General features: G+C 61.6%; 15 protein-coding genes. 4 read left to right on the forward strand and 11 right to left on the reverse strand.

Annotated elements, in window-relative coordinates; all coding sequences use genetic code 11:
• The first annotated feature begins 10 nt into the window (after window positions 1–10).
• The 3 genes from ACZ6WW_RS15320 (at window position 11) to ACZ6WW_RS15330 (ending at window position 4,902) form a co-directional block, all read left to right on the forward strand.
• Window positions 11–2,398, forward strand: coding sequence for a 3-hydroxyacyl-CoA dehydrogenase/enoyl-CoA hydratase family protein (locus ACZ6WW_RS15320; protein ID WP_465274968.1), 2,388 nt, complete (start codon window positions 11–13; stop codon window positions 2,396–2,398).
• 139 nt (window positions 2,399–2,537) lie between these two features.
• A complete protein-coding gene (locus ACZ6WW_RS15325; RefSeq protein WP_465274969.1) occupies window positions 2,538–3,743 on the forward strand; it encodes an acetyl-CoA C-acyltransferase in 1,206 nt (401 codons plus the stop codon).
• Between the two features lie 157 nt (window positions 3,744–3,900).
• Entirely contained in the window at window positions 3,901–4,902 is a 1,002-nt protein-coding gene (locus ACZ6WW_RS15330) for an NAD(P)H-quinone oxidoreductase (protein ID WP_465275175.1), read from the forward strand.
• A gap of 174 nt (window positions 4,903–5,076) precedes the next feature.
• On the opposite strand, the gene ACZ6WW_RS15335 is transcribed toward ACZ6WW_RS15330, so the two are convergent.
• Window positions 5,077–6,045 (reverse strand): helix-turn-helix domain-containing protein, encoded by a 969-nt coding sequence (locus ACZ6WW_RS15335; RefSeq protein WP_465274970.1) that lies wholly within the window; start codon window positions 6,043–6,045, stop codon window positions 5,077–5,079.
• Between the two features lie 148 nt (window positions 6,046–6,193).
• On the opposite strand from ACZ6WW_RS15335, the gene ACZ6WW_RS15340 reads away from it, so the two are divergent.
• A complete protein-coding gene (locus tag ACZ6WW_RS15340; protein ID WP_465274971.1) occupies window positions 6,194–6,874 on the forward strand; it encodes a cysteine hydrolase family protein in 681 nt (226 codons plus the stop codon).
• Window positions 6,875–6,880: 6 nt separating this feature from the next.
• Here ACZ6WW_RS15340 and ACZ6WW_RS15345 read toward each other — a convergent pair whose 3' ends face one another.
• The 10 genes from ACZ6WW_RS15345 to ACZ6WW_RS15390 all read right to left on the reverse strand — a co-directional run bounded on the left by ACZ6WW_RS15345 (window position 6,881) and on the right by ACZ6WW_RS15390 (window position 23,299).
• The gene (locus tag ACZ6WW_RS15345; protein WP_465274972.1) at window positions 6,881–7,237 is read right to left on the reverse strand and encodes a tRNA-binding protein; all 357 of its coding nucleotides are present in this window, start codon (window positions 7,235–7,237) and stop codon (window positions 6,881–6,883) included.
• Window positions 7,234–8,523 carry an NAD(P)/FAD-dependent oxidoreductase gene (locus ACZ6WW_RS15350; protein ID WP_465274973.1) on the reverse strand — a complete coding sequence of 430 codons (1,290 nt, stop codon included), beginning with the start codon at window positions 8,521–8,523 and terminating at the stop codon, window positions 7,234–7,236. Before ACZ6WW_RS15350 ends, ACZ6WW_RS15345 begins: the two co-directional genes overlap by 4 nt.
• Window positions 8,524–8,709: 186 nt before the next feature.
• Window positions 8,710–11,103 (reverse strand): penicillin-binding protein 1C, encoded by a 2,394-nt coding sequence (gene pbpC, locus ACZ6WW_RS15355; protein WP_465274974.1) that lies wholly within the window; start codon window positions 11,101–11,103, stop codon window positions 8,710–8,712.
• Between the two features lie 56 nt (window positions 11,104–11,159).
• Window positions 11,160–17,183, reverse strand: a complete 6,024-nt coding sequence (locus ACZ6WW_RS15360) for an alpha-2-macroglobulin (protein WP_465274975.1) — start codon at window positions 17,181–17,183, stop codon at window positions 11,160–11,162.
• Between the two features lie 389 nt (window positions 17,184–17,572).
• Window positions 17,573–18,445, reverse strand: a complete 873-nt coding sequence (galU, locus tag ACZ6WW_RS15365) for a UTP--glucose-1-phosphate uridylyltransferase GalU (RefSeq protein ID WP_465274976.1) — start codon at window positions 18,443–18,445, stop codon at window positions 17,573–17,575.
• Window positions 18,446–20,341 (reverse strand): polysaccharide biosynthesis protein, encoded by a 1,896-nt coding sequence (locus tag ACZ6WW_RS15370; RefSeq protein ID WP_281849073.1) that lies wholly within the window; start codon window positions 20,339–20,341, stop codon window positions 18,446–18,448. It abuts the gene before it with no gap.
• Window positions 20,328–21,362 (reverse strand): MraY family glycosyltransferase, encoded by a 1,035-nt coding sequence (locus ACZ6WW_RS15375; RefSeq protein ID WP_465274977.1) that lies wholly within the window; start codon window positions 21,360–21,362, stop codon window positions 20,328–20,330. Before ACZ6WW_RS15375 ends, ACZ6WW_RS15370 begins: the two co-directional genes overlap by 14 nt.
• Before the next feature lie 5 nt (window positions 21,363–21,367).
• Entirely contained in the window at window positions 21,368–22,540 is a 1,173-nt protein-coding gene (gene lapB / locus ACZ6WW_RS15380; RefSeq protein WP_465274978.1) for a lipopolysaccharide assembly protein LapB, read from the reverse strand.
• Window positions 22,537–22,800, reverse strand: coding sequence for a LapA family protein (locus tag ACZ6WW_RS15385; protein ID WP_465274979.1), 264 nt, complete (start codon window positions 22,798–22,800; stop codon window positions 22,537–22,539). Before ACZ6WW_RS15385 ends, lapB begins: the two co-directional genes overlap by 4 nt.
• Before the next feature lie 196 nt (window positions 22,801–22,996).
• Entirely contained in the window at window positions 22,997–23,299 is a 303-nt protein-coding gene (locus tag ACZ6WW_RS15390; protein ID WP_281849077.1) for an integration host factor subunit beta, read from the reverse strand.
• Window positions 23,300–23,374: the final 75 nt, after the last annotated feature.

Here is a 23,374-nt window from a genome sequence, read left to right on the forward strand (position 1 = left end):
GGAGATCCCAATGACTGCTCCATCTTCATCAACGTCCGCCCTACGAATTCGCAAAGCCGCGGTACTCGGCGCCGGTGTCATGGGCGCGCAGATTGCCGCGCACCTGACCAACGCCGGTGTCGAAACCGTGCTGTTCGACCTGCCCGCCAAGGAAGGGCCCAAGAGCGGTATCGCCCTGAAGGCGATCGAGAACCTCAAGAAGTTGTCGCCTGCCCCGCTCGCCGAGAAGAACCTGGCCGCCGCGATCATCCCGGCCAACTATGACGAGGACATGGAACATCTGAAGGATGTCGACCTGGTGATCGAAGCGATCGCCGAACGGATGGACTGGAAGCTGGATCTCTATACGAAGATCGCGCCGCATCTGTCCAAGACCGCGATCATCGCGTCCAACACCTCGGGCCTGTCGATCAACGGCCTGGCCGAAGCGCTGCCCGAAGACATGCGCCATCGTTTCAGCGGCGTGCATTTCTTCAATCCGCCGCGCTACATGCATCTGGTCGAGCTGATCCCGACCAAGCTGACCGACAAGAACGTATTGGACGGCCTCGAAGCCTTCCTCACCACCACCGTCGGCAAGGGCGTGGTCATCGCCAAGGACACGCCGAACTTCATCGGCAACCGCATCGGCGTGTTCTCGATGCTGTCGACGATGTATCACACCGAACAGTTCAAGCTCGGCTTCGACACCGTCGATGCGCTGACTGGTCCGGCCGTGGGCCGTCCCAAGAGTGCGACCTACCGCACCGCCGACGTCGTCGGCCTGGACACCATGGCGCACGTGATCAAGACCATGGCCGATACGCTGGCCGACGATCCGTGGCACGAGTTCTTCAAGGCACCGGCATGGCTGCAGGGCCTGATCGAGCAAGGTGCGCTCGGCCAGAAGACCGGCGCCGGTTTCTATCGCAAGGCGGGCAAGGACATCGTGGTGCTCGATGTCGCCAAGAAAGACTACCGCCCCTCCGAGCAGAAAGCCTCGGACGAAGTGACCGCCATCCTCGCCATCAAGGACCCGGCCGAGAAGTTCGGCAAGCTGCGCGCGTCCAGCGATGCGCAAGCACAGTTCTTGTGGGCGACGTTCCGTGACCTGTTCCACTACACCGCCTATCACCTGGCCGATATTGCCGACACCGCACGCGATGTCGATTTCGCCATTCGCTGGGGTTACGGCTGGAAGCTCGGTCCGTTCGAAACCTGGCAGGCCGCCGGCTGGCAGCAGGTGGCCAAGTGGATCGAGGAAGACATCGCCGCCGGCAAGACCATGAGCAAGGCACCGCTGCCCAAGTGGGTGACCGACGGCCGCACTGGCGTGCACGGCAAGAGCGGCTCGTACTCGGCCAGCGCCAACGCCGACAAGCCGCGTTCGCAGCATCCGGTGTACCAGCGCCAGCTGTTCCCCGATCCGATCCTCGGCGAGAAATTCGATCAGGGCACGACCGTGTGGGAAAACGACGGCGTTCGTTTGTGGACGCTGGGCGATGACGGCATCGGCATCATCTCGTTCAAGACCAAGATGAACACGGTCAACGATTTCGTGCTCGACGGTATCCAGCATGCGATCGGCATTGCCGAGGAAAAGCTCAAGGGCGTGGTGATCTGGCAGACCGGCGAGCCGTTCTCGGCCGGTGCCGATCTGAAGGGCGCGCTGGGCTTGCTGCAGGCTGGCAAGTTCGACGACTTCGACAAGATGGTCGCCAACTTCCAGCGCACCAGCATGCGCATCAAGCATTCGCTGGTGCCGGTCGTGTCGGCCGTGCGCGGCCTTGCCCTCGGTGGCGGCTGCGAATTCCAGATGCATTCGGCGCGCACCGTTGCCGCACTGGAAAGCTATATCGGTCTGGTTGAAGCCGGCGTCGGCCTGCTGCCGGCCGGCGGTGGTCTGCATGAGCTGGCCGTACGCGCCGCACAGCAGAATCCGAGCGACCCGTTCGAAGCCTTGAAGAAGGTGTTCGAAACCATCGCGATGGCCAAGGTGGCTGGCAGCGCGCTGGAAGCGAAGGAGATGGGCCTGATGCGCGACAGCGACGTGGTCGTGTTCAATGCCTATGAGCTGCTCTACGTCGCCAAGAAGGTCGCGGCCTCACTGGCCGAAAGCGGCTATCGCCCGCCGTTGCCGGCACGTGCGATTCCGGTCGCCGGCGATGTCGGCACGGCCACGTTCAAGGCGTCGCTGGCAAACATGCAGGCCGGTTACTTCGCGTCGGAGCACGACGTGGAGATCGCCTCGCGCATTGCCGACACCTTGTGCGGCGGTGTGATCGAGCGCGGCTCGCTGGTGGACGAGGAATGGCTGCTGGCGCTGGAGCGCAAGCATTTCGTCGAACTGGCGAAAACGGAAAAGACCCAGGCACGCATCGCGCACACGATGACGACCGGCAAGCCGCTGCGTAACTAAAAGCTCGTCGCTCCTGCTGACGCGGGAGCCCAGCGACTTCGTATTACTGCAAAGACACTGGATTCCGGCCCACACCGGGATGACGAACAAAAAACCTAGCGCGTCGCAGCCTCGAAGCGCGACGCAACGGAGCAAATCCATGAGCAAGCAAGTGCAAGACGCTTATATCGTTGCCGCCACCCGTACACCCGTCGGCAAAGCACCGCGCGGTGTCTTCCGCAACACCCGCCCGGACGACATGCTCGCCCACGTGATCCGTGCCGTGATGGCACAGGCACCGGGTATCGATCCGCACGAAATCGGCGATGCCATCATCGGCTGCGCCATGCCCGAAGCCGAGCAAGGCATGAACGTGGCGCGCATCGGCGTGCTGCTGGCGGGCCTGCCGGACACTGTGCCGGGTGTCACCATCAATCGCTTCTGTTCGTCGGGCGTGCAGGCCATCGCGATGGCCGCCGATCGCATTCGCCTGGGCGAAGCGGACCTGATGATTGCCGGCGGCACCGAAAGCATGAGCATGGTGCCGATGATGGGCCATAAGGTCGCGATGAACCCGGCGATCTTCAACAACGAGAACATCGGCATCGCCTACGGCATGGGCATCACCGCCGAAAACGTCGCCAAGCAGTGGAAGGTCAGCCGCGAAGAACAGGACACCTTCTCCGCAGCCAGCCACGACAAGGCCCTGGCCGCGATCAAGGCCGGCGAATTCAAGGACGAAATCACGCCGTTCAAGCTCGACGATCACTACCCGGATCTGAAGTCGCGCGGCATCAAGACCGATAGCCGCGTGATCGATACCGACGAAGGTCCGCGTCCGGGCAGCACGGTCGAAGTGCTGGGCAAGCTCAAGCCGGTATTCCGCAATGGTCAGTTCGGCGGTTCGGTGACCGCGGGTAATTCGTCGCAGACCTCCGACGGCGCCGGTGCCTTGCTGCTGGCCAGCGAAGCGGCGATCAAGAAGTACAACCTGCAGCCGCTGGCGCGCTTTGTCGGCTTCTCGGTTGCCGGCGTCAAGCCGGAGATCATGGGTATCGGCCCGAAGGAAGCGATTCCGAAGGCGCTCAAGCAGTGCGGCATGACCCAGGATCAATTGGACTGGATCGAGCTCAACGAAGCGTTTGCCGCGCAGTCGCTGGCGGTGATCAAGGACCTGGGCCTGGATCCCTCCAAGGTCAACCCGCTCGGTGGTGCGATCGCACTTGGCCACCCGCTCGGCGCGACCGGTGCGATCCGTGCCGCCACGCTGATCCACGGTCTGCGTCGCCGCAAGCAGAAGTACGGCATGGTGACGATGTGCATCGGTACCGGCATGGGCGCGGCGGGGATCTTCGAAGCGCTTTGATCCTTCGTTAGACGATGCTTCAAGTCCAGCGGCGGTGCGCAAGCATCGCCGCTTTTTATTGCGTCGCGTTTGGGCGCGTGCTTTGACATTTCTGGAAGATGTCATCGTTCAAAATAACCGCCTTGCCGTTTGTCCAAGGAGCTATTCCGTGTCGTCCATGCAAGCCATCGAAATAAGCCAGCCCGGTCCGCCGGAGAACCTTCGTCTGACGACGCGGCCTCGTCCGCAACCTGGCAAAGGCGAGGTGTTGATCAAGGTGGCGGCATCCGGTGTGAATCGTCCGGATGTCTTTCAACGACAAGGCGCCTACCCGCCCCCACCCGGTGCCTCGGACTTGCCTGGCCTCGAAGTCGCCGGCGTCATCGTCGAGGGCGATACCGATCACGACAATCCGTTTGGGCTGAAGATCGGCGACGAGGTCTGTGCATTGCTTGCCGGCGGTGGTTATGCGGAATATGTCGTTGCACCGCTTCCACAATGTCTTCCGGTGCCACAAGGCTTTTCGGCGATCGAGGCGGCGGCCTTGCCGGAGAACTACTTTACGGTGTGGAGCAATGTCTTCGACCGTGGACGCCTGGGACAGGGCGAAGGCGGCGAGCATGAAAGCCTGTTGGTGCAAGGCGGCTCCAGCGGCATCGGTGTTACTGCGATCCAGCTTGCGCATGCGTTCGGGCATCGTGTGTTTGCTACGGCCGGCAGCGAAGAGAAATGCCGTGCCTGCGAAAAGCTGGGTGCCGAGAAAGCGATCAACTACAAGTCCGATGACTTCGTCAGCGCGATCCATGCATTGACCGACGGCCGTGGTGTCGACGTGATCCTGGATATGGTGGCCGGCGACTATGTGCCGCGCGAACTCGATGTACTGGCCGAAGGCGGCCGGTTGGTGGCCATCGCAACGCTGGGCGGCAACAAGGCGAATATCGATATCGCCAAGATCATGCGTCGGCGCATCACGATTACTGGCTCGACCTTGCGACCGCGTCCGGTGGCATTCAAAGGTGGCATTGCGCGTAGTTTGTACGAAAAGGTTTGGCCGCTACTCGCTGCAGGCACGGTTCGCCCGGTGATCCATCAAGTGTTTCCCGCCGCGCAGGCGGCGGATGCGCATGCCTTGATGGAGAGCAGCTCGCATATCGGGAAGATCATGCTGCGTTGGTAACTCGCGCCTATAAAAATCCTTCCTAGCCGTCATCCCGGCGTAGGCCGGGATCAAGTGGCGTCGATTTCAGGTTTTCGCGATAGAGCAGAGGCTTGTTGTCCCTCGCGATAACCCATCACAAAGTCACTGGATCCCGGCCTGCGCCGGGATGACGACTAGGGTGTTCGAGGTTCCTCACGTCCCACGAAAGCTCCGTCGATAAGAAGCCGGCGACGTGGCAAACGCCGCAACAAAATGCTGCCGCAGCGATACGGTGGAACCAAAACCGCTCGACTCCGCGATACGGTCCACGGTTTGATCGGTGGTCTCCAGCAACCGCTGCGCATGCGCCAGGCGCTGCGACAGCAGCCATTGCGTCACACTCGTTCCCGTCGTGCGCTTGAAACGCCGGGTAAAGGTACGCCGGCTCATGGCGGCACGGTCGGCCAGTGCATCCAGGCAAAGCGGTTCACGCAGATTCGCCAGCGCCCACTCCAGGGTGCTGTTCAGGCGGTCGGCATGATCCATCTTCGGTACGGGTTGTTCGATGTATTGCGCTTGCCCGCCATGACGATGCGGCGCCACCACCATGCGTCGAGCGACTCGATTGGCCACCTCGGCGCCATGGTCGCGACGCAATAGATACAGACAACAATCGATCGCCGCGGCGGTACCGGCCGAGGTGATGATGTCGCCATCGTCCACGTACAGCACATCGCGCTTCAACAGCACCTGCGGATAGCGCTCGGCAAAATCCTCCATCCACACCCAATGCGTCGACGCGCTGCGTCCGTCGAGCAGCCCGGCTTCGGCCAGTACAAATGCCCCCAGGCACAAACCCACGATGCGTGCGCCACGCGCATGGGCTGCCTGCAGCGCATCGAGCAAGGCTTGCGGCGGACGCTCTGTCGGATCGCGCCAGGCCGGGACAATGATCGTGTCAGCGTCAGCCAGCCGTTCCAGGCCATGCGGCGCATCGATCGAAAACCCCGCCAAGGTCTGCAGAGGCCCAGGTTCGGCTGCGCAGACCACCAGCTCGTAGCGCGGCGCACCCAGCCGGGCCAGATCCTCGCCAAACACCATGCAGGGCACGGCCAGATGGAACGGGCTGATCTGGTGGTAGGCGATCACCGCCACCGTGTTTTGTGGGCGCTCAGGGGACATGGCCCGATTCTATCACTGAGTGTCCTGCGAGCCACTTCTGGGCGCTCCGCGATCGGCGAACAATGCACACCAAGCCGCCAGCTCGGCGGCATGGGCTTCTCAGTACATATCAACTTGTGCTCGCAAACCTTTGATTAAGGAAATCAATATGAAAAACGCTTTGTTCGCTTCATTGGCCGCCATGACGGTCACCGGCCCGGTTTCCGCAGCAACCAACGATCACCCCACCCTGCGCGCCATCGGCGGTGCCACTGCACCGACGTCGCTCGACGCCAGGACAACGGCCCTGCTGGTGATCGACTTCCAGAATGAGTATTTCTCGGGCAAGTTGCCGGTTCCCGATGGCCGCAAGGCGCTCGACCAGGCCAGGAAGCTGGTGGGCTTCGCCGACCAGCACGGCATCGACGTGATCCACGTGCGTCACATCACGCCGGCCGGCTCTCCGATCTTTGCCGAAGGCAGTAACGGCGCCGAGATTGTCGATGGCATCAAGCCGGGCGAGAGGCACACTCTGCTGACCAAGAACCAGGTGAGCGTGTTCGCCAGCACGGACATCGATGCACGCCTGCGCGCCAAGGGCATCAAGACCCTGATCATCTCCGGCTTGATGACCCATGCCTGCGTTGCCGGCGCAGCGCGTGACGCGGTACCGCTGGGCTACAACGTGATCGTCGCGTCCGACGCGGTGGCTACGCGTCCGATCAACGCGTTCGACGGCAAGGGCGTGGTCTCCGCGCAGGATCTCCATCGCGCGGCGCTGACGGAAATCTCCGACGCGTTCGCCACGGTGGAACCGACCGGCGACATTCTCGCCCTGCCGGTGAACTAAGGCCGGCTACGCCAGACGAGCTCCGTTGGGAACGCCGCGTTCAACCGTCGTCACCACGATGCCTTCGTCGGTATGAAAACCGGTCAGCAAAAACTGGGAACGGAACGGACCGATCTGCTTTTCGGGAAAGTTGATCACCCCGACGATCTGTCGTCCAAGCAGATCGTCGGGCTTGTAGATGCCGGCGATCTGCGCGCTGGTTTTCTTTTCGCCATACGGGCCGAAATCCACCCACACTTTCAATGCCGGCTTGCGTGCCTCGGGGAACGGTTCCACGCGCACCACGGTGCCGGCCACGATCAATACCTTTTCGAAATCGCCCCAGCTGATGGAATCGACTTCTTGTGCGATAACGTTGCTCATCCTTCCAGTCTCGTCTTGAACCAGTCTTTGCCCTGCTGCCACCAATAGCCGGCCTGCGCCGCCAGGTAACCGATGGGGCGATAGGTATTGTCCAGGCCGTAGTGCGCGAACGGTTTCCACGCCTCGCTGCCTTCGGCCAGCGCAGCCGCCAGCAGCTCGCCAGCGGCACAGGTCGGTGCCAGGCCGTGACCGCCAAAGGCCTGCGCCCACCATAGGCCATCGCCACGCGTGCCGATCTGCGGCATCTGATGACGTGCATAGCTCATCAGACCCGACCAAGCATAGTCGACGCGTGTACCTTTGAGCGACGGGAACACGCGCAGCAGATCGTTCATCAACAACCGCTGCACCCCTCGCGCGGAACGATCGCGCACCGAGATGCGTCCACCCCACAACAAACGCGAGTCCGACAGCGGCCGGTAGTAGTCGAACGCAAACCGCGAGTCGTAGATGGCAGCGCGTGTGCGAAGGATGTCGCCCATCCGCTCGCCCAAGGGCTCGGTAACCATCACGTATGTAGCAATCGGCAGGATGGCGCGATCGATCTGCCGATGCAGGCCGCCGAGATAACCGCCGCAGGCCAGCACGACCTGGTCGGCCAGGACTTCTCCATGCGCCGCACTGACGCACCAGCGTGCGCCCTCGCGCCGCACACGCCACACATCGGTTTCTTCATGAATGCGCACACCCTGCTCGCTCGCCGCCTTGGCCAGACCAATGGCGAAATTGAGCGGATGCAGATGCAGCGCGTTGCGCTCGTACAGGCCGTCGAAATAACGTTCGCTGCGTACCAGCTCGCGCAACCGGTCGCGTTCGAGCCAGGTCCAGTCCACGCCATAGTGTTCGGCCAGCAACTGCTGCCGTTGGCGCAAGACACCCGGATCGCGGAACCAGTTCGCCCAGATGACGCCTTCATCGACCACGTCGCACGCGATGGCGTAGCGCCGGGTCAGCTGCCGGATACGTTCTACTGCATCGGTCGTGCGCTGGAACATGGCTCGCGCCAGCTCCGCGCCATGTGCATCGAGCAGGGCCTGTTCGCCCAACGAATAGCCGGCGAATACGAAACCGCCGTTGCGACCCGACGCGCCAAACCCGACCTGCTCGCGCTCCAGCAGAACCACATCGTGCACGCCACGCTCGGCCAGTCCCAATGCCGTATGCAGCCCGGCGAAACCGCCCCCGATGATGACCACCTTGGCTTCGCTACGGCCTTGCAACGGCGCGTACGCGGGATACGCGTTGGCCGTGGCGCGGTAGTAGGAAGCGGGGGACGTGTTTTTCATTCGTGTCTGGGATGCGTGGTGTAACGATAAGGTTGGAAGGATAGCGGCAAGAGCGCCCCCTCACCCCAACCCTCTCCCCCGGCAAGCCAAGGGAGAGGGAGCTAAAGCCGGCACGTTTCGATCTTGCCTCAAGTTGCTCCCTCTCCCCTGGCTTGCCGGGGGAGAGGGCTGGGGTGAGGGGGGCTCTTACTCCACCAAACTCACACCAAGCGCCCGCTGATCGCTCTGCCCCCGATCATCTACCACACGCACCGAATAATTCCCCGCCCCCGGCGCATCCCAGAACAGCAACTCACCGGGCGCGCTATGCCCGATATAGGCATCGTTGACGAACCAATAAAGCTGACGCACGGCCGCATCGCCATTGGCACTGAAACCGATGCGATCGTCGCCCTGCTTTTTCAGCCGCATGGTGTAGATGCTTCCACGCAAGGGCGAGGTGATTCTTGGCGGCTCTCCTTCGGCCGCGCCGCCATCGATACAGGCATCGTTCTGCGGCGGCTTCCGTCGCGGCATGCCCGCCTGCACGAAAACCCGTTGCAATTCCGACGGCCAGTATTCATAGACTTCGATATGCGTGCGCTTGCCTGCATAGGGCGGGCACGCCGGCTTGCCCGTCGCATCGTCGATCACCACCGGCCTGTGTACCTGACTGACACGAATCGGCGACTTGCCGGGGATGAACCAGGTGTAGCCCTTTTGCGGACACCACTGGTTGGGCAGATCGCCGCTGGCCAGACAGATCTGCTCGCGTTTCAGATTGGCCGGCATGTGGTGGATGGGCTCGGACATGCCCGGCCATTGCGCACGCATCGCGTCGACGATCTGAAAGAACAAGGGTGCCGCAGCTTCCACGCCGACAAAGGCCGGATTGCCGCTGCCGTCGAAATTGCCGACCCACACGATCAATACATAAGGACCAAAACTGCCAGACGTCCAGGCATCTCGAAACGCCCATGACGTGCCTGTTTTCCAGTAGACAGGCACACGCGATGGATTCGCACCGGACGCCTCGTCCGGGCGCGGGTTCTGCCGCAGCATGTCCATCACCATGAAGCTGGCTTCTTCACTGATCAGTCGCGTGCCGGTGGAGGCTGGATCGGAAGCAAGCCAGCGCAGCGGCTTCAGCTCGCCGCGGTTGGCCAGCATCGCGTAGAGACCCGCCTCTTCCTGCATGGTCACCTCGCCACCACCGAGCACCAGCGCCAGCCCATAGTGTTTTTCGCTGGCCATGCGGCTGATGCCGGCCCCACGCAGGAACTGATACAGGCTGGGCTGCTGCAGCTGCGACGCGACCCAGACAGCGGGAATGTTGCGACTGCGAATCAAGGCATCGGTTGCGGTGATCGGCCCTAGGAAATGGCCGTCGAAATTTTCCGGCGTATACGGGCCGAACGAGGTCGGCACGTCGCGCAATACTGTCTGCGGATGCAGCACGCCCTGGTCGAAGCCCAACGCGTAGATGAAAGGTTTCAAGGTCGAGCCAGGCGAACGCTTGGCCTGTGTCCCGTTGACCTGCCCCTGGATGCCCGCGTCGGCATAGTTGGCCGAACCGACCAATGCCTTGACGCTCATATCGCGCGTATCGACCAGGATGGCTGCTGCGTTACGTATGCCTTGCGCATCGCCACGCTGGACAAAATGAGCGACCTGGCGCTCCAGCGTATGCTGCATATCCAGGTCCAGCGTCATGGCGATGCGGCTGTCTACGACATCGCCTTCGACACGCCGCGTTGCCAGTATCTGTTCGACCGCGTGCGGTGCTTCGAATGGCAACTGCGATAACGGGCGTAGATTGAGTGGCAGCGAAAACAGTGGCTTCAATGCGGCGTCGTTGGGATGCCCATGCAGCCAGCGTTCGTACAGTCGGTTACGCGAGTCGGCCAGGTACTTGCTGATGATGCCGATCGGCGCATCGCTATCGAGCGATGGCGCACGCAGGCGTCGACTCGGATCCTGCGGTATCACCGCCAGCGTCAGCGCCTCGGGTAGATTCAATGCCGCTGGCGATTTGTCGAAATACGCGAGACTGGCCGCACCTACACCTTCGACATTGCGGCCGTAGGGTGCGTAATTCAGATACGCCTCGAGGATCTGCTGCTTGGAGTAGAACATCTCCAATCGCACTGCAAGACCAACCTGGCGCAGCTTGCCCCATGGCGAACGGGTGTTGAGGCGATACAGCAGGCGCGCGAGCTGCATGGTGATGGTCGAACCACCTTGCGGGTTGCCGTGGCGCACATAGGTCACCCAGGCACCGCGCAACAGACCATACGGATTGAAACCCGGATGCCAGCGAAACCAGCGGTCCTCGTGCAATTGCACGGCATCGACCAGTGCCGGCGACATGTCTTTCAGCGGCACCCACAGACGATAGCGATCATCGTCGGCCAGGGTTAGACGCATCAATCGGCCGCGATCGTCATAGACCGCGGTCGATGACGGCAGGTAATCGCGCAACGACTGATGCGGCCACACACGGATGCCGACCAGCACGCACACGATCAACCCCGCGCCGACCAGCCAGTTCTGCCAGCGTTTGATCCAGCGGATAAACGCCTGGGTTATCGAGTACGGCAACTTAGCTCACGCTCATTCGATGCCGCTCTCCCAGGACGGGAGAGCGGCGCTGTCGCTTACGGTTTGCGTACGACGGTCAGGATGGCGCCACCGGGTGCGCGTGCCTGAATCTTGCGGTCGTACAAGGACTCGCCAAAGGCCGGCGGCACGATGAACTTGCCGGCATTGGTCGCCTTGATGCGATAGACGAACTCGCCCACATTGGGTGTGGCCTCGCCATAGAGCACGACGCGATCTTCGCGCACGTCCGCGTACTGCAAGGTCCAGCTCGATTGACCCACGCCGATCGGCGAACGCCATGCGCTGGCCGCTACGGTGCTGTCACCGCCCTGGTCGTTTTCGCTGTCGTCCGCGGCCTGTTGATCGGCGACGGGCGGTGGCGGCTGGATGACCGGCTCGAAGCCACCCGGCAGCAGGTCGACGATCGCCAGATCACCCACATAGGCGTTGGTGGTCGAGCGTATCTTCAAATGAACGTCGATTTCCTGGCCAATCGTGATCTGATCCAGCGCCTTGCCGTTGGTGTCGGTGTAGTCGCGGGTAATCTCCACGCCCTCACGCTCGGCCTTGGTCGGAGCGTCACGATCGTAGCCGCCCTGACTGACCACATACCATGCCGGCAAGGTGGTGCCGTTGGTGAAGCGCAGGCGTGCATCGGACGGTGTCCAGCTACCGTTCTGCAGCATGCCCTCGACCTTGCCGATGGACCTTACGTTGCCATCGGCCTTGACCGCAGCGATATCCAGCTTCGCCACTTCGCCTTGCGCCTGATCGGCGTAGGCATCGAGGGCCAGGATCGTCACCGACGAGGAATAGGTGTTGAACCACCCGTTCTGCAGCGGACGCACGATGTTCTCGAACGCCTGCGGCGGCAGGCTCTTGAGCTGGTCGGGGAAATGCTTGGCCACCAGATAGAGCGTGATCGAATCGCGAGTCAGCGGATCGTAGTAGTAGTGATAACCCCAGGGCTCACGATCGCCTGGGCTCGACAACATCTTCAGCGGACCGGCAAGCATCTGCCCGGCCAGCTTGTCCTGCTTGAGCAGCTTGTAGGACGCAGCAATCCACGCCGCCGTCAGATCGTCCTTCCATTCCTTCGGCTGTGTTTCGCTCAGGCGCTTCTGCAACGACGCCAGATAGTTGGTGGTGACATTGCCCTGGCGAGTCAGCAGATAGATGGCATAGGCACGCTGGCGCAAGGCTTCGATCGAGTCGCCACTATCGTCGGCAGCGATCTGCTTCAGGAAACCATTGCCGGCGTCGAACATATCGCGCGGCACGGCCAGACCACGGTCGCGCGCTTCGAGCATGAAGTGCATCGCATAGTCGGTCAGGAAGGCATCGCCATCCGGCGTTGCCGTCCACAGGCTGAAGCCGCCCTGCCCGTTCTGACGCGTATGCAGCGCGTCGTACAGATTTGCCAGCGCCTCGGCCTGCGTCTTGCCGCCGGTCTTCTGCGACGCCATCAACACCTGCTTGAACTCAGGCCGCTGGCCGAAGATCAGCGCCGGCATCGCGCCGCTGATGATCTGCTCGGTGCAGTAGTGCTCGAAGTCGACCAGATAGGACGTCAGGCCCTGGGCCAGCACGAGCGGCAGGTTCGACATCGCCACATTGCGTTTGGCATAGGCGTCGTACAACTTGCGCACGCCGGTGAAATCCGCCTTGTTGCCCGCGTCGACCTTGCCGATGCCGACCGTGGTGCGGAACGCGGCCGCCGGACGTACCGACAGGTCCACGCTCTGCTTGGCCGACTTGTCGCCGTAGGCTGCACTGAAGGTCAGGTTGCCCGAGCCCAGCTGATCGGTCGCCTTGACCCGGAACAGCGCCACGCCTTCGCGCATTTCGCCCAGACTGATGCTCTGCGTCGCATTGCCGACCAACTGCAATTGCGGGCCGGTCTTCAAGGTCACCGATACCGGTACCTGCTTGCCGCCCAGCCCGGTGAGATTGTTTGCCACGCCGACGCTTACTTCGACTTCGTCGCCCGGCGCCAACGTGGTCGGCACGTTCGGCGACAGCACGAAGTCGCCGCGTACCGTGGTGGCACCTTCGAAGGTACCGATCTTTTCCGGCGAGACCGCCACGGCCATCACACGCAGCTTGCCGTTGAAGTAATCGGGTACGTGATAGGTCACGTCCTTCTCGCCATCGACATCGACGATGCCGGACCAGTAGGCCACCGGCTTGTCGCGTTTGCGCTTGAACGGGTTGAGCTGACGACCGATCGCACCATCCGCATCGCCGCCGGGAGCGGCCATCGCCATCAGTTTCTCGAAGTCCGGCAGGATCAGGTCGAGAATCTGCGAGGTGCCCACTTCCAGCATGCGCTTGCGGAAGAAGTACTTCAGCGGATCGCCCAGCTTGTAGCGCGCGACCTGCAGGATGCCTTCGTCCACGGCGAAGATCACCGCCTTGGTCGGCTGGGTCGAGGTCAGCTTCAAGGTGACGTCCTGTCCCGGCTTCACCATGGCAGGCGCATCGACCTTGATGTCGTTGCGACGGGCATCGAGGTTGACCGAGAACGGCACCACGCCATAGCTCAACGGGCTCATGAAGATTTCATCCGACGACGGATCGCGGATGTACTGCACATTGATGTAACCGTTGCCTTCGAAATCCGCCGGCACCGTGATGTGCTGGACCGAGCTGGTGGTATCGGCGTGGAACCATGCGTGCGCATAAACCTTGTCACGCTCGATGGTGATCAGGCCGCTGCCGGCATAGGGCGCACGCACCGCGATCTCGACCGACTCACCCTGCGCGTAGTCCTTCTTGCTGAGATTCAACTGCAACTCGGCATTGCGGTCGAGCGAACGCGATACATTGGCGTCACCGGCCACGCTGTATTCGACGCGATTCACCTCGGTGCGATCCGCGCGGCGGATCACCAGGGCATAGTTACCCGGCTTGTCCGTCGGCAGCGCGTAGTCAGAGCCACCGGCAGGAATGCTTAGCGGCTGTTCGCTGACCGGCACTTCCTTGAGTTTGGACTCGTACTTGTAGACACCCGAATCCTGCTTGGTCAGCACCGAGATGTAACGACGCTCGATCAGCTGGGCTTTCAGATCGCCCAGGGCCATCGACTTGGCCTGCGGATTGATCGCTACCAGATGCACCGTACGGCTTGCATTACGGCTGACGTAATCAAGGTTGTCATCGGACTTGTAGCCCACCAGCCACTCGTTGCTCGACACCAGGGTCTGCGTGGCAGCGGCAACATTGCGACCGCCCTCAGCCTCGTACGCCTTGGCCAGGAAATACAGCTGGTAGGTCGCATCGGCGTATTTTTTCAGGTCCAGGTCGAACTCGGCGTGGCCCTTGTCGTCGGTCTTGCCGTCCTGGAGATTCTCCTCGTAACCCTCTTTGGCGCGCTTCACATCATAGAAGTGATAGTCGGGCCAGCTACGAAAAGCCGGGAAAGCCGGACGCAGCGTCAACGACGCTTCGACACGACGATCGGCGGCGGGCGTACCGAACAAGTTCTGCGCGTCGACTTCGCCCTTCAATTGATCCGGCTTGACCCAGCCTTCGGCCACCTGCTGCGACAGCTTTGCGTCGACCTTCATGCGATCGGGGAGGAACTCCTTGACCTGCACGGTGGTGTTGCCGACCTGCGCGTTCGCCTTGCCGTCCTTGACGATGTAGAGATTGACCGTCCAGGTACCGGTCGGTGCGGTTTCAGCCGGCGCGTATTCCAGTTCGCCGAAGCCGGACGCATCCATCGACAACGGAATCTGTTTCACCGCCACGCCGCGCGGGTCGACGATTTCTGCCTGCAACGGAATACCCGCAACGCTGCGCGTCCACGTCGCCGCACGAACGATCAGACCGATGTGGAAGGTATCGCCCGGGCGATAGATACCGCGATCGGAAAACAGATAGCCCGACAACTGACCCTGGTTGATCGCATTGCGCTCGCCGCCGATATCGAAGCGCGAGAAGTCAAGCTGACGATCATAGGTGCCGATCGGCAGGAACGACAGGTCATCGCCTTTCTTGACCAGGTACAGCGTCGGCTTCTTGTCGCGGTCCAGACCCTTGAAGGTCGGGAAATGCACAACGCCGTCGGCGCTGGTGGTCTGTGTATAAAGCGTCTGGCCGTTGATCGCCATGACCGACACGCTAGCGCCACCGACTGGCTGACCATTGCCGATCGACTGCACAAACACGTCCTGGCTGCCATCGACAGCTTTCTTTACCAACATGCCCAGATCGGTGACAACGACCAGACGGGTGTCCTGCGGCGTTACGCCGGTGTCCTCACTCGCCTCACCACTGCCGTCGCCGTCGGCGGCGCTATCGGGTTCGTCCCCGGATTCTTCATCGCCTTCATGGGCGTTATCCGGCGCATAACCCTTTTCTGCATCCGCCGCGGCCTGTTTCTGCGCTTTTTCGCGCTTGGCTTCGGCCGCGGCATCGTAGGAAGACAGATGCAGCATGAACACGCCGCGCTTGCCTTCCTTCAGATACTGGCCGAGGTCCACGCCTTCGTAATGTGCCTTGCCCGGATCGCCCTTGGGGAAGCTGCGCTTCACCTCGTAACGCTCGACGATGTGGTCTTCGCTGAAGCCATAGGTCAGCTCGGGTTTGGTGTAGTTACCCTGGTTGAGGCTGACCAGGTGCTGGATCTGATCGGGCAGCACGCGGCCGACTTCCACACGCATACCCGGCAGATTGCGCGACACGACCGAAATGCGCTTACTGCCGCTCATCGACAGCAACGAACCGTCCGCCATGAAGCGCAGCAGCTTCGGATAGTCAGGCACGGTGACAGCTTGCGCCGTCGCCTGCCCCGACAGATAGCCGCCGAACGATTTCAACCCTTTTTCGACACGCACATAAATGCGCTGGCCGGGTTCAGCGTGAAACTTGAAGCTTTGCAGCGACGCGTATTCGTTTTCCGTCGGCACCAGCTCCAGCTTCAGCGGCTGGGATTTTTTCAACAGCGATTCGCTGATTTCCGACGGCTGCCACTCGTACGGTGCCGCGTCGTCATCCTCGCTGAATTTCGGATTGCGCTTGGGCAATACCCAGGCCTTGGTCAGGCCCGCGACTTCGCTGTCGCGCACGTTATCGCTGACATCGACCAGCAGCACCTGTTCGGGCTCGTACTTGTCGTTGTCTACCAGGGTCGGCTCGATACTGGTGATGGCAAGGCTGTACAAGCCAGGCACGGCGATGCTGGCTTCTTTCTTGTCGGCCGTGGCATCGCCACCACGCGAACTGCGCACGCCCTTGTCGATCGTGTAGGCCACCGCGCCGGCAGCGCTCGGCAAGGCCAGCGGCTGCGAATGAATCCAGGCGTGCAGCTTGTATTGATCGTAGGTGACGGTGTACTTCAGATCGCCGCCTTTGCTACCTGGCTGGTTCAACTCCAGCCCGATGCGCTTTTCAAACTGCGCAGCATCCACCGGGTAATTGAAATCCACCGGCAGAATGGTTTTCTTGGCGGTAGCGTCCTGGGGATCCTGATAGAACTCGCCACGACCCACGGTCATGTCGAACGCCACGGTGTCGAACTCCACGTGGTCGTCGGCCATCAATACATGGCCGGCAAACGCCTTGGGTACGTCAAAGCGGACCTCGAAGTGCTTGCCAACCGGCCAGTCTTCGGCGGGAACGAAGCGCAGGTTTCGATCGTCGACCCAGCTCCACTGACCTTTGACGACCGGCTGCATGCTGATGCCCGTCGTCACCGTCTTGCCGACCTGTTCGATCGGCGCGGCAGACTTGGAGAAGCGTATATCCAGCGGCGAGATGACGATCGGCTGCTTGGTGTAGTCGGTCAGCAGCGGCGCATGCGCGGTGATCGCGATCTTGACCGGTTCCTCGGGCTTGGGCCGGTTCTTGTACCACTGCCACCCGTACCAGCCGCCAAAGCCAACCAGCAGTACGGCAATCAGCGCTCCTGCCGACTGCAACGGCCGGCGACGCACGGCGCCGGCCGTCGCGGGCGCCCAGGCAGGCGCGGACCAGGACACGTTGCCGATCAGCGGCTTGAGGATCAAGCCGATAAGGCCAAACAGGCCGCGCACAAGGCGCACAGGCAACAAGAGCAAAAACCGCAGCAGATCCATAGTGCTTTCCTGAGCTCATCCGATGAAACAAACGGCGGGGATCAGCCAAGCACATGCCAAAGCCGCCCGAACCACGGACGGCCAATGATCAAGCCAGCTTCCCCAATGCGAATCCTGCGCCCGAAAAATGGCAGGTTCGGGCGCAGATTGTGACATGTTGCCGCCTTCGGCGGAAACGGGGCAAAGCACGCCACGAGCCTCTGGCGCCCCTCGAAAACCTCAGTTCTCATCGTCGCCCCGGCGAAGGCCGGGGCCCAGCGTCTTTAGTACATTGACGCGAAAGGCACTGGGTCCCGGCCTTCGCCGGGACGACGTGTAGGAGAGGCTTCTTTAGAGGTTTTGCGAAGCGGTTTCTACGGAATGTCAGGTGGCTGCTACCGCCAACGACATCAAAGCCCCTTGATAAAGTCGCGCACGGTCGGCGCGAGCTTGGGGTCTTGCATCGCCATATGCATGGTGGCGCGCACCAGGCCGGCCTTGTTGCCGCAGTCGAAACGCGTGCCTTCGAAGCGGTAGGCCAGGACCTTGCCCTGCTCCTTCAGCAACGCGTCGATGGCATCAGTCAGCTGAATCTCGCCACCGGCACCAGGCGTGGTCTGCTCCAGCAACTGGAAGATGCGACCGGGCAATACATAACGGCCGACCACGGCCAGATTCGACGGCGCGTCGGCAGGCTTGGGCTTTTCCACCATATGGCGGATCTGCGCACTGCGCTCGTCGATCGGCGTGGCGTCGACAATGCCGTACTTGTCGGTGTCGTTCTGCGGTACTTCTTCCACCGCGATCACACCGGCACCCTGTGCCTGCGCAAGCTCGGCCATCTGGCGCAGTGCGCCCTTGCCCTTATTCCAGATCAGGTCGTCAGGCAGGATGATGCCGAACGGCTCATCGCCAACTACCGGCTTGGCGCACAGCACCGCATGCCCGAGGCCGAGGGCCTCCGGCTGCGTGACGAAGATCGCGCGAACATGCCGCGGCAAGGTGCCCTGCACCAGCGCAAGTAGTTCGTCCTTGCCTTTCTCTTCGAGTTTCGCTTCCAGCTCGTAGGCCTTGTCGAAATAATCGGCAATGGCGTGTTTATAACGATTGGTGACAAACACCAGTGTATCGGCACCTGCATCGACCGCCTCGTCGACGGCGTACTGAATCAACGGGCGATCCAGTACCGGAAGCATTTCCTTGGCGACAACCTTGGTCGCGGGCAAAAAGCGTGTTCCCAAACCAGCAACGGGAAAAACCACCTTACGCAACGGCTTGCTCACTCACTTCTCTCCAGATTCAACGCGACGAATCGACACCACGTTTTCCGGCTGGCCAATATCGCTCCAGCGGAACGAAGGCAACAAGCCGGAGACACACGCACGAAGATTTTCTTCGTCGAAGGCGATGGTAGCGTCCGTCGCCTTGGTCAGCTGAACCTGCAACAGATCCCACGAGACCTGACGATGCTGTGCCAGGAAGATCTTCGCGTGCGTGGTGGCGCTATAGTTTTCCAACGGATGAAACAGCTCTTCGAACAGCTTCTCACCCGAACGTAAGCCGGTATACACGATCGGTACTTCGGTGCCCGGTTTCTTGCCGGCAAGACGGATCATCTGCTCGGCGAGATCGCGAATCTTCACCGGCTCGCCCATGTCGAGCGCAAAGATCTCGCCGCCATGACCCAGGCTCGCCGCCTGCAGAATCAGCTGGCAAGCTTCGGGAATGGTCATAAAGTAACGCGAGATTTCCGGGTGCGTGATGGTCACCGGCCCGCCGTTGCGAATCTGCTGGCGGAACAGCGGCACGACCGAGCCGGCCGAATCCAGTACGTTGCCGAAACGCACCGTGATGTAGCGCGTATTCGACTTGGCGTTGAGATTCTGGCACCAGATTTCGGCGATGCGCTTGCAGGCGCCCATGACGCTGGTCGGATTGACCGCCTTGTCCGTCGAGATCAGTACGAAGCATTCGACCTTGTGCTGATCGGCCAGGTCGGCAATGTTGCGCGTGACCAGCACATTGTTGCGGAAGGCCTGACGCAACTGACCTTGCAGCATCGGCACATGCTTATAGGCTGCCGCGTGGAAAACCACCTGCGGCTGATTTTCAGAAAACAGCTTGCGCATGGCAGCCGCATCGCCAGCGTCGGCCAGAATGCCTTCAAAAATCAGCTCCGGATATTCCGCGCGCAGTTCCTGGGAAATCTGATAGAGATTGAATTCGCTGTGATCGACAACTGCCAGCGAATGCGCGCCCAGACGTGCCACTTGTCGGCACAGCTCCGAACCGATCGAACCACCGCCGCCCGTCACCAGCACACGGCGACCCGTCAGCGTTTCGCGAATGGCCGTCCAATCCAGTTCGACCGGATCGCGGCCAAGCAGGTCTTCGATGGCCACTTCCTTGATCTCGTTGAACTGCGCGCGACCGGCGACGACGTCCTCCAGCTTGGGAACGGTGCGATACGGCAAGCCGGTGAGATCGCACAGCTCCACGATGCGGCGCATTTCCGTGGTGGTCGCACCAGGCATGGCGATCAGCAGCATCTGCACCGCCGCTTCGCGGGTCAACTCCGGCAACTGATCGATACGGCCCAAGACGGGACGTCCATTGATGCTGGCGCCGCGCAGGCTTTCCTTGTCGTCGACAAAGCCGACCACATTGAAACGCGCATCGCGATGCAGGTCGCGCGAGAGCGCTTCACCCGCTCGGTCAGCACCCACGATCAATACGCGCTGCGCACCTTCGGCCGGAAACATGTCCAGGCGACTGTCCTTCCAGAAGCGGTAGGCGAGTCGGGGGGCACCGAGCAAAATCGACAACACCACCGGATACAGCAGAAGCACCGAACGCGGAACATCGTTGAGGCGGTTGTACAAAAACAGCGCCAGGCCGATGGCTAAAGCGCCAATGATGGTTGCGCGCAGAATATTCCAAAGATCGGGCAGGCTGGCGAAACGCCACACGCCACGATAAAGACCGGTCCAGCTGAGCACCGCCGCCTGCACCAGCAGCACCAGCGGAAACTCCAATGGATGAAAGGCGTAATTCCCGTCATTGATCAGGTCGTAGCGCAGTGTCTTTGCGATCCACCAGGCCAATGCGGCCATCAGCAGATCGTGCAGCACGACCGCCGTACGTGGATGAATGACACCGATTAATTTACGTAACGACATGACGGGCCTTGTGCGAAATGCGCCTCAGGCGTTGGCGCTTGACTAGCATCCATGCTGCGCTCGCAGCAAGGTAGACGAAAACGCAGATCGGGAATGCCAGCCGGGGATAAACCCATGCCAGTACTACCGAGGGCGCCACGACTAACGCATTCCAGATCAGATACCACATGCCCCCTGCTGCATGGGATAACCCGCTGCGAACCAACCATTGGTAGAGATGTTCGCGGTGCGCAGTGTACCAGCGCTTTCCTGCCAACATCCTGCTCAAAAGGGTAAGCGCAGCATCCACGACAAAAGATGAACTCAAGGTCAAAGCAGGCCAAACCAGCCCCGTTTCGACGCGCCACAGCATGACCGTGAGCACAAAAATCAGCAATCCTACGGTGCCGCTACCGACGTCCCCCATGAAAATGCGAGCACGGGGCCGATTGAAGAACCAGAAGCCCAGACTGGCCGAGGCCAGGCAAGCCCCCGCCCCCGCCAGCGCCGACTGCCCTGCGGCCCAGGCCAGCCAGGACAGCCCCAGGCCGACGAAAATCGCTTGTTGCGCCAACAAGCCGTCGATCCCATCCATGAAATTGTGCAGGTTGATGCTCCATGCGCCAGCCAGCATAAGCACCGGCAGCCACAGCATGGACAGGCTGCCATCGAACAAAATTACGACGGCGAACAGTGCACTGGCTAGAAGCTGAACGCCCAGCCTGGGAAGGATCGGTAAAGGGCGGTGATCGTCCCACCAGCCCACCCCCGCCGTGAGCAAGGTGGCCGCAGCCAGGGCCGCAGCTACCTGCCAGGACCACGCCGCGGGCAAAAGCAGCAGCGCGGCTGGCATGGTCAGCACCGCCGAAATGATCAGACCTATGCCGCCACCGCGAGGCGTAGGGATGGTATGCGAACGGCGCTGGCCCGGCTGGTCGAACATGCCGCGCCGATGGGCATAAGCGATCGCGCTGCGCACCAGCACAACCGATATCAGCAAGGCCGCCAATGCCAGAACGAGAAGGCGCACGAAACTCGGCATGAAACTCACTCGTTGGCTACGCCGTGGATCGGGCGAATCGTGCTCCAACTCTTGCAGCTCGGACACTGCCAATGATGTGCCTTGGCGCCGAAGCCACAACGGCTGCAGCGATACATCGCCTGGCCTTCGAGCAACTTCTTGGTGAGGTCGCGCAGGATCAGGAAATTCTCCCTCGCCTCACCGTCGATCTTGTCCATGGTCGCATCGATCAAGGCCATCAGCCCACGTACCGACGGACGCTGACGCAACTGCGAGGTCAGGAAATCAATCGCCGTGCGTTCGCCATCGCGTTGCTGATAAAGCTTGGTCAGCGCCAGCACCGGCGAGATACCGTGATAACGGCCAAGCATGTCGCGCAGGAAATGCTCGGCGCGTTCCATCTGCTGCGAACGTGCATAGCTATTGAGCAAAGGCGGCAGGATTTCCGGCACAAAAGCGATATCCGCTTCGATCGCTTCTTCGTACACCTTGACCGCTTGTGCATGCTCGCCTTCGTCGGCGAACAGACGCCCGGTCAGCATGAAAGCGCGCACGCTACTGGGCTGACTGGCGAATGCCTGCTGCAGATACTCACGTGCTTCCTGACGCGCACCGTGCTGACGTGACTGCTCGGCCAACTCGCAGTAGAACTGCGCGATCATGCCCGACTCGTCTTCGCCGATCATTGCCTCGAGCCGGCGCGCATGCTCGATGGCTTTATGCCAGTCGCGTTCGTGCTGATAGATCGCAATCAGATGACGCAAGGCCGATGGCGCATGTGCATCCATGGCCACCAGATCGGAAAACAGCGTTTCGGCGCGATCGAGCAGACCGGCGCGCATATAGTCTTCGCCCAGCTCCAGCAGCGCGACGGTCTTCATCGCATCGGACAGGCCGGGACGCGATACCAGATGCTGATGCAACCGAATGGCGCGATCGACCTCGCCCCGGCGGCGGAACAGATTACCCAGCGCGAGATGGGTTTCGACCGTGTCGCGGTTGTATTCGGCCAGGCGCAGGAAAACTTCGATCGCCTTGTCCTGCTCCTCGTTGAGCAGGTAGTTCAGGCCGCGGAAGTAATCGGACGACAGCTCGCTGACTTGTGCCCCCGAGCGCCGGGCGCCCGATCGACGGGCACTCCACCACCCACTGGCAAAAGCCAAGGGAACCAGCAGAGCAAGCACATAAAGCCCCGTCATGTGCCGACCGTCTGCCCCGTCTTGTCCGTAGCCTTGCGCTCCCGACGGAGACGACTGCGATGTTTCATGCTCACGCCGAGCCATGCGGTCAGACCGCCGAGCAACCAGCCGATCACCAGGGCAGTCAGCAGCGCCGCCCCCTTGGGTAACTGCACGTGGGCAAAAGCCAGGTCGTAGCTGACGAAGTCGGCGTTGAGCGCCCCCAGGACAATGCCGGCGGCGACGAAGAACAGAAGGATCAGGATGACAAGCAGTCGCATCGCGTGACTTTAGCTGATTGACCGGCCCGGGCACAGCCGGGCAAGGAAGCGATGTTGTGATCGATGGCATACATATGCGCCCGGCCCATGCCCACCATGAGTGCCCTGGCAACGCAGGAAGGTTTAGTCGGGACCAAAAAAAACGGCCGGCTTGCGCCGACCGCTTCTTGCTTTATAGCCACTGGACTCGACGGGCTCAGGCCGCGCCGGCTTGCTCCAGCAACATATTGACTCGCTCGCGCAATTCCTTGCCCGGCTTGAAATGCGGCACGTGCTTGCCCGGCAGCGCAACGGCGTCGCCAGTCTTGGGGTTGCGACCCATACGCGGCGGCCGATAGTGCAGCGCGAAGCTGCCAAAGCCGCGAACTTCGATCCTCTCACCATGAGCCAGCGCGTGGCTCATCTGTTCGATCACGCTTTTCACCGCGAGTTCGACGTCACCAAACGCAAGATGGGTTTGGCGCCGAGCCAGCGCTTCGATCAGTTCGGATTTGGTCATGGGTCCCCAATGTCCGTGACATGAAAACACAACTATACCGTTGGAGCGGCGCAATGCCGCTCCAACGCCAGGCCT

The sequence above is a fragment of the Dyella sp. NPDC103356 genome (assembly GCF_055584465.1).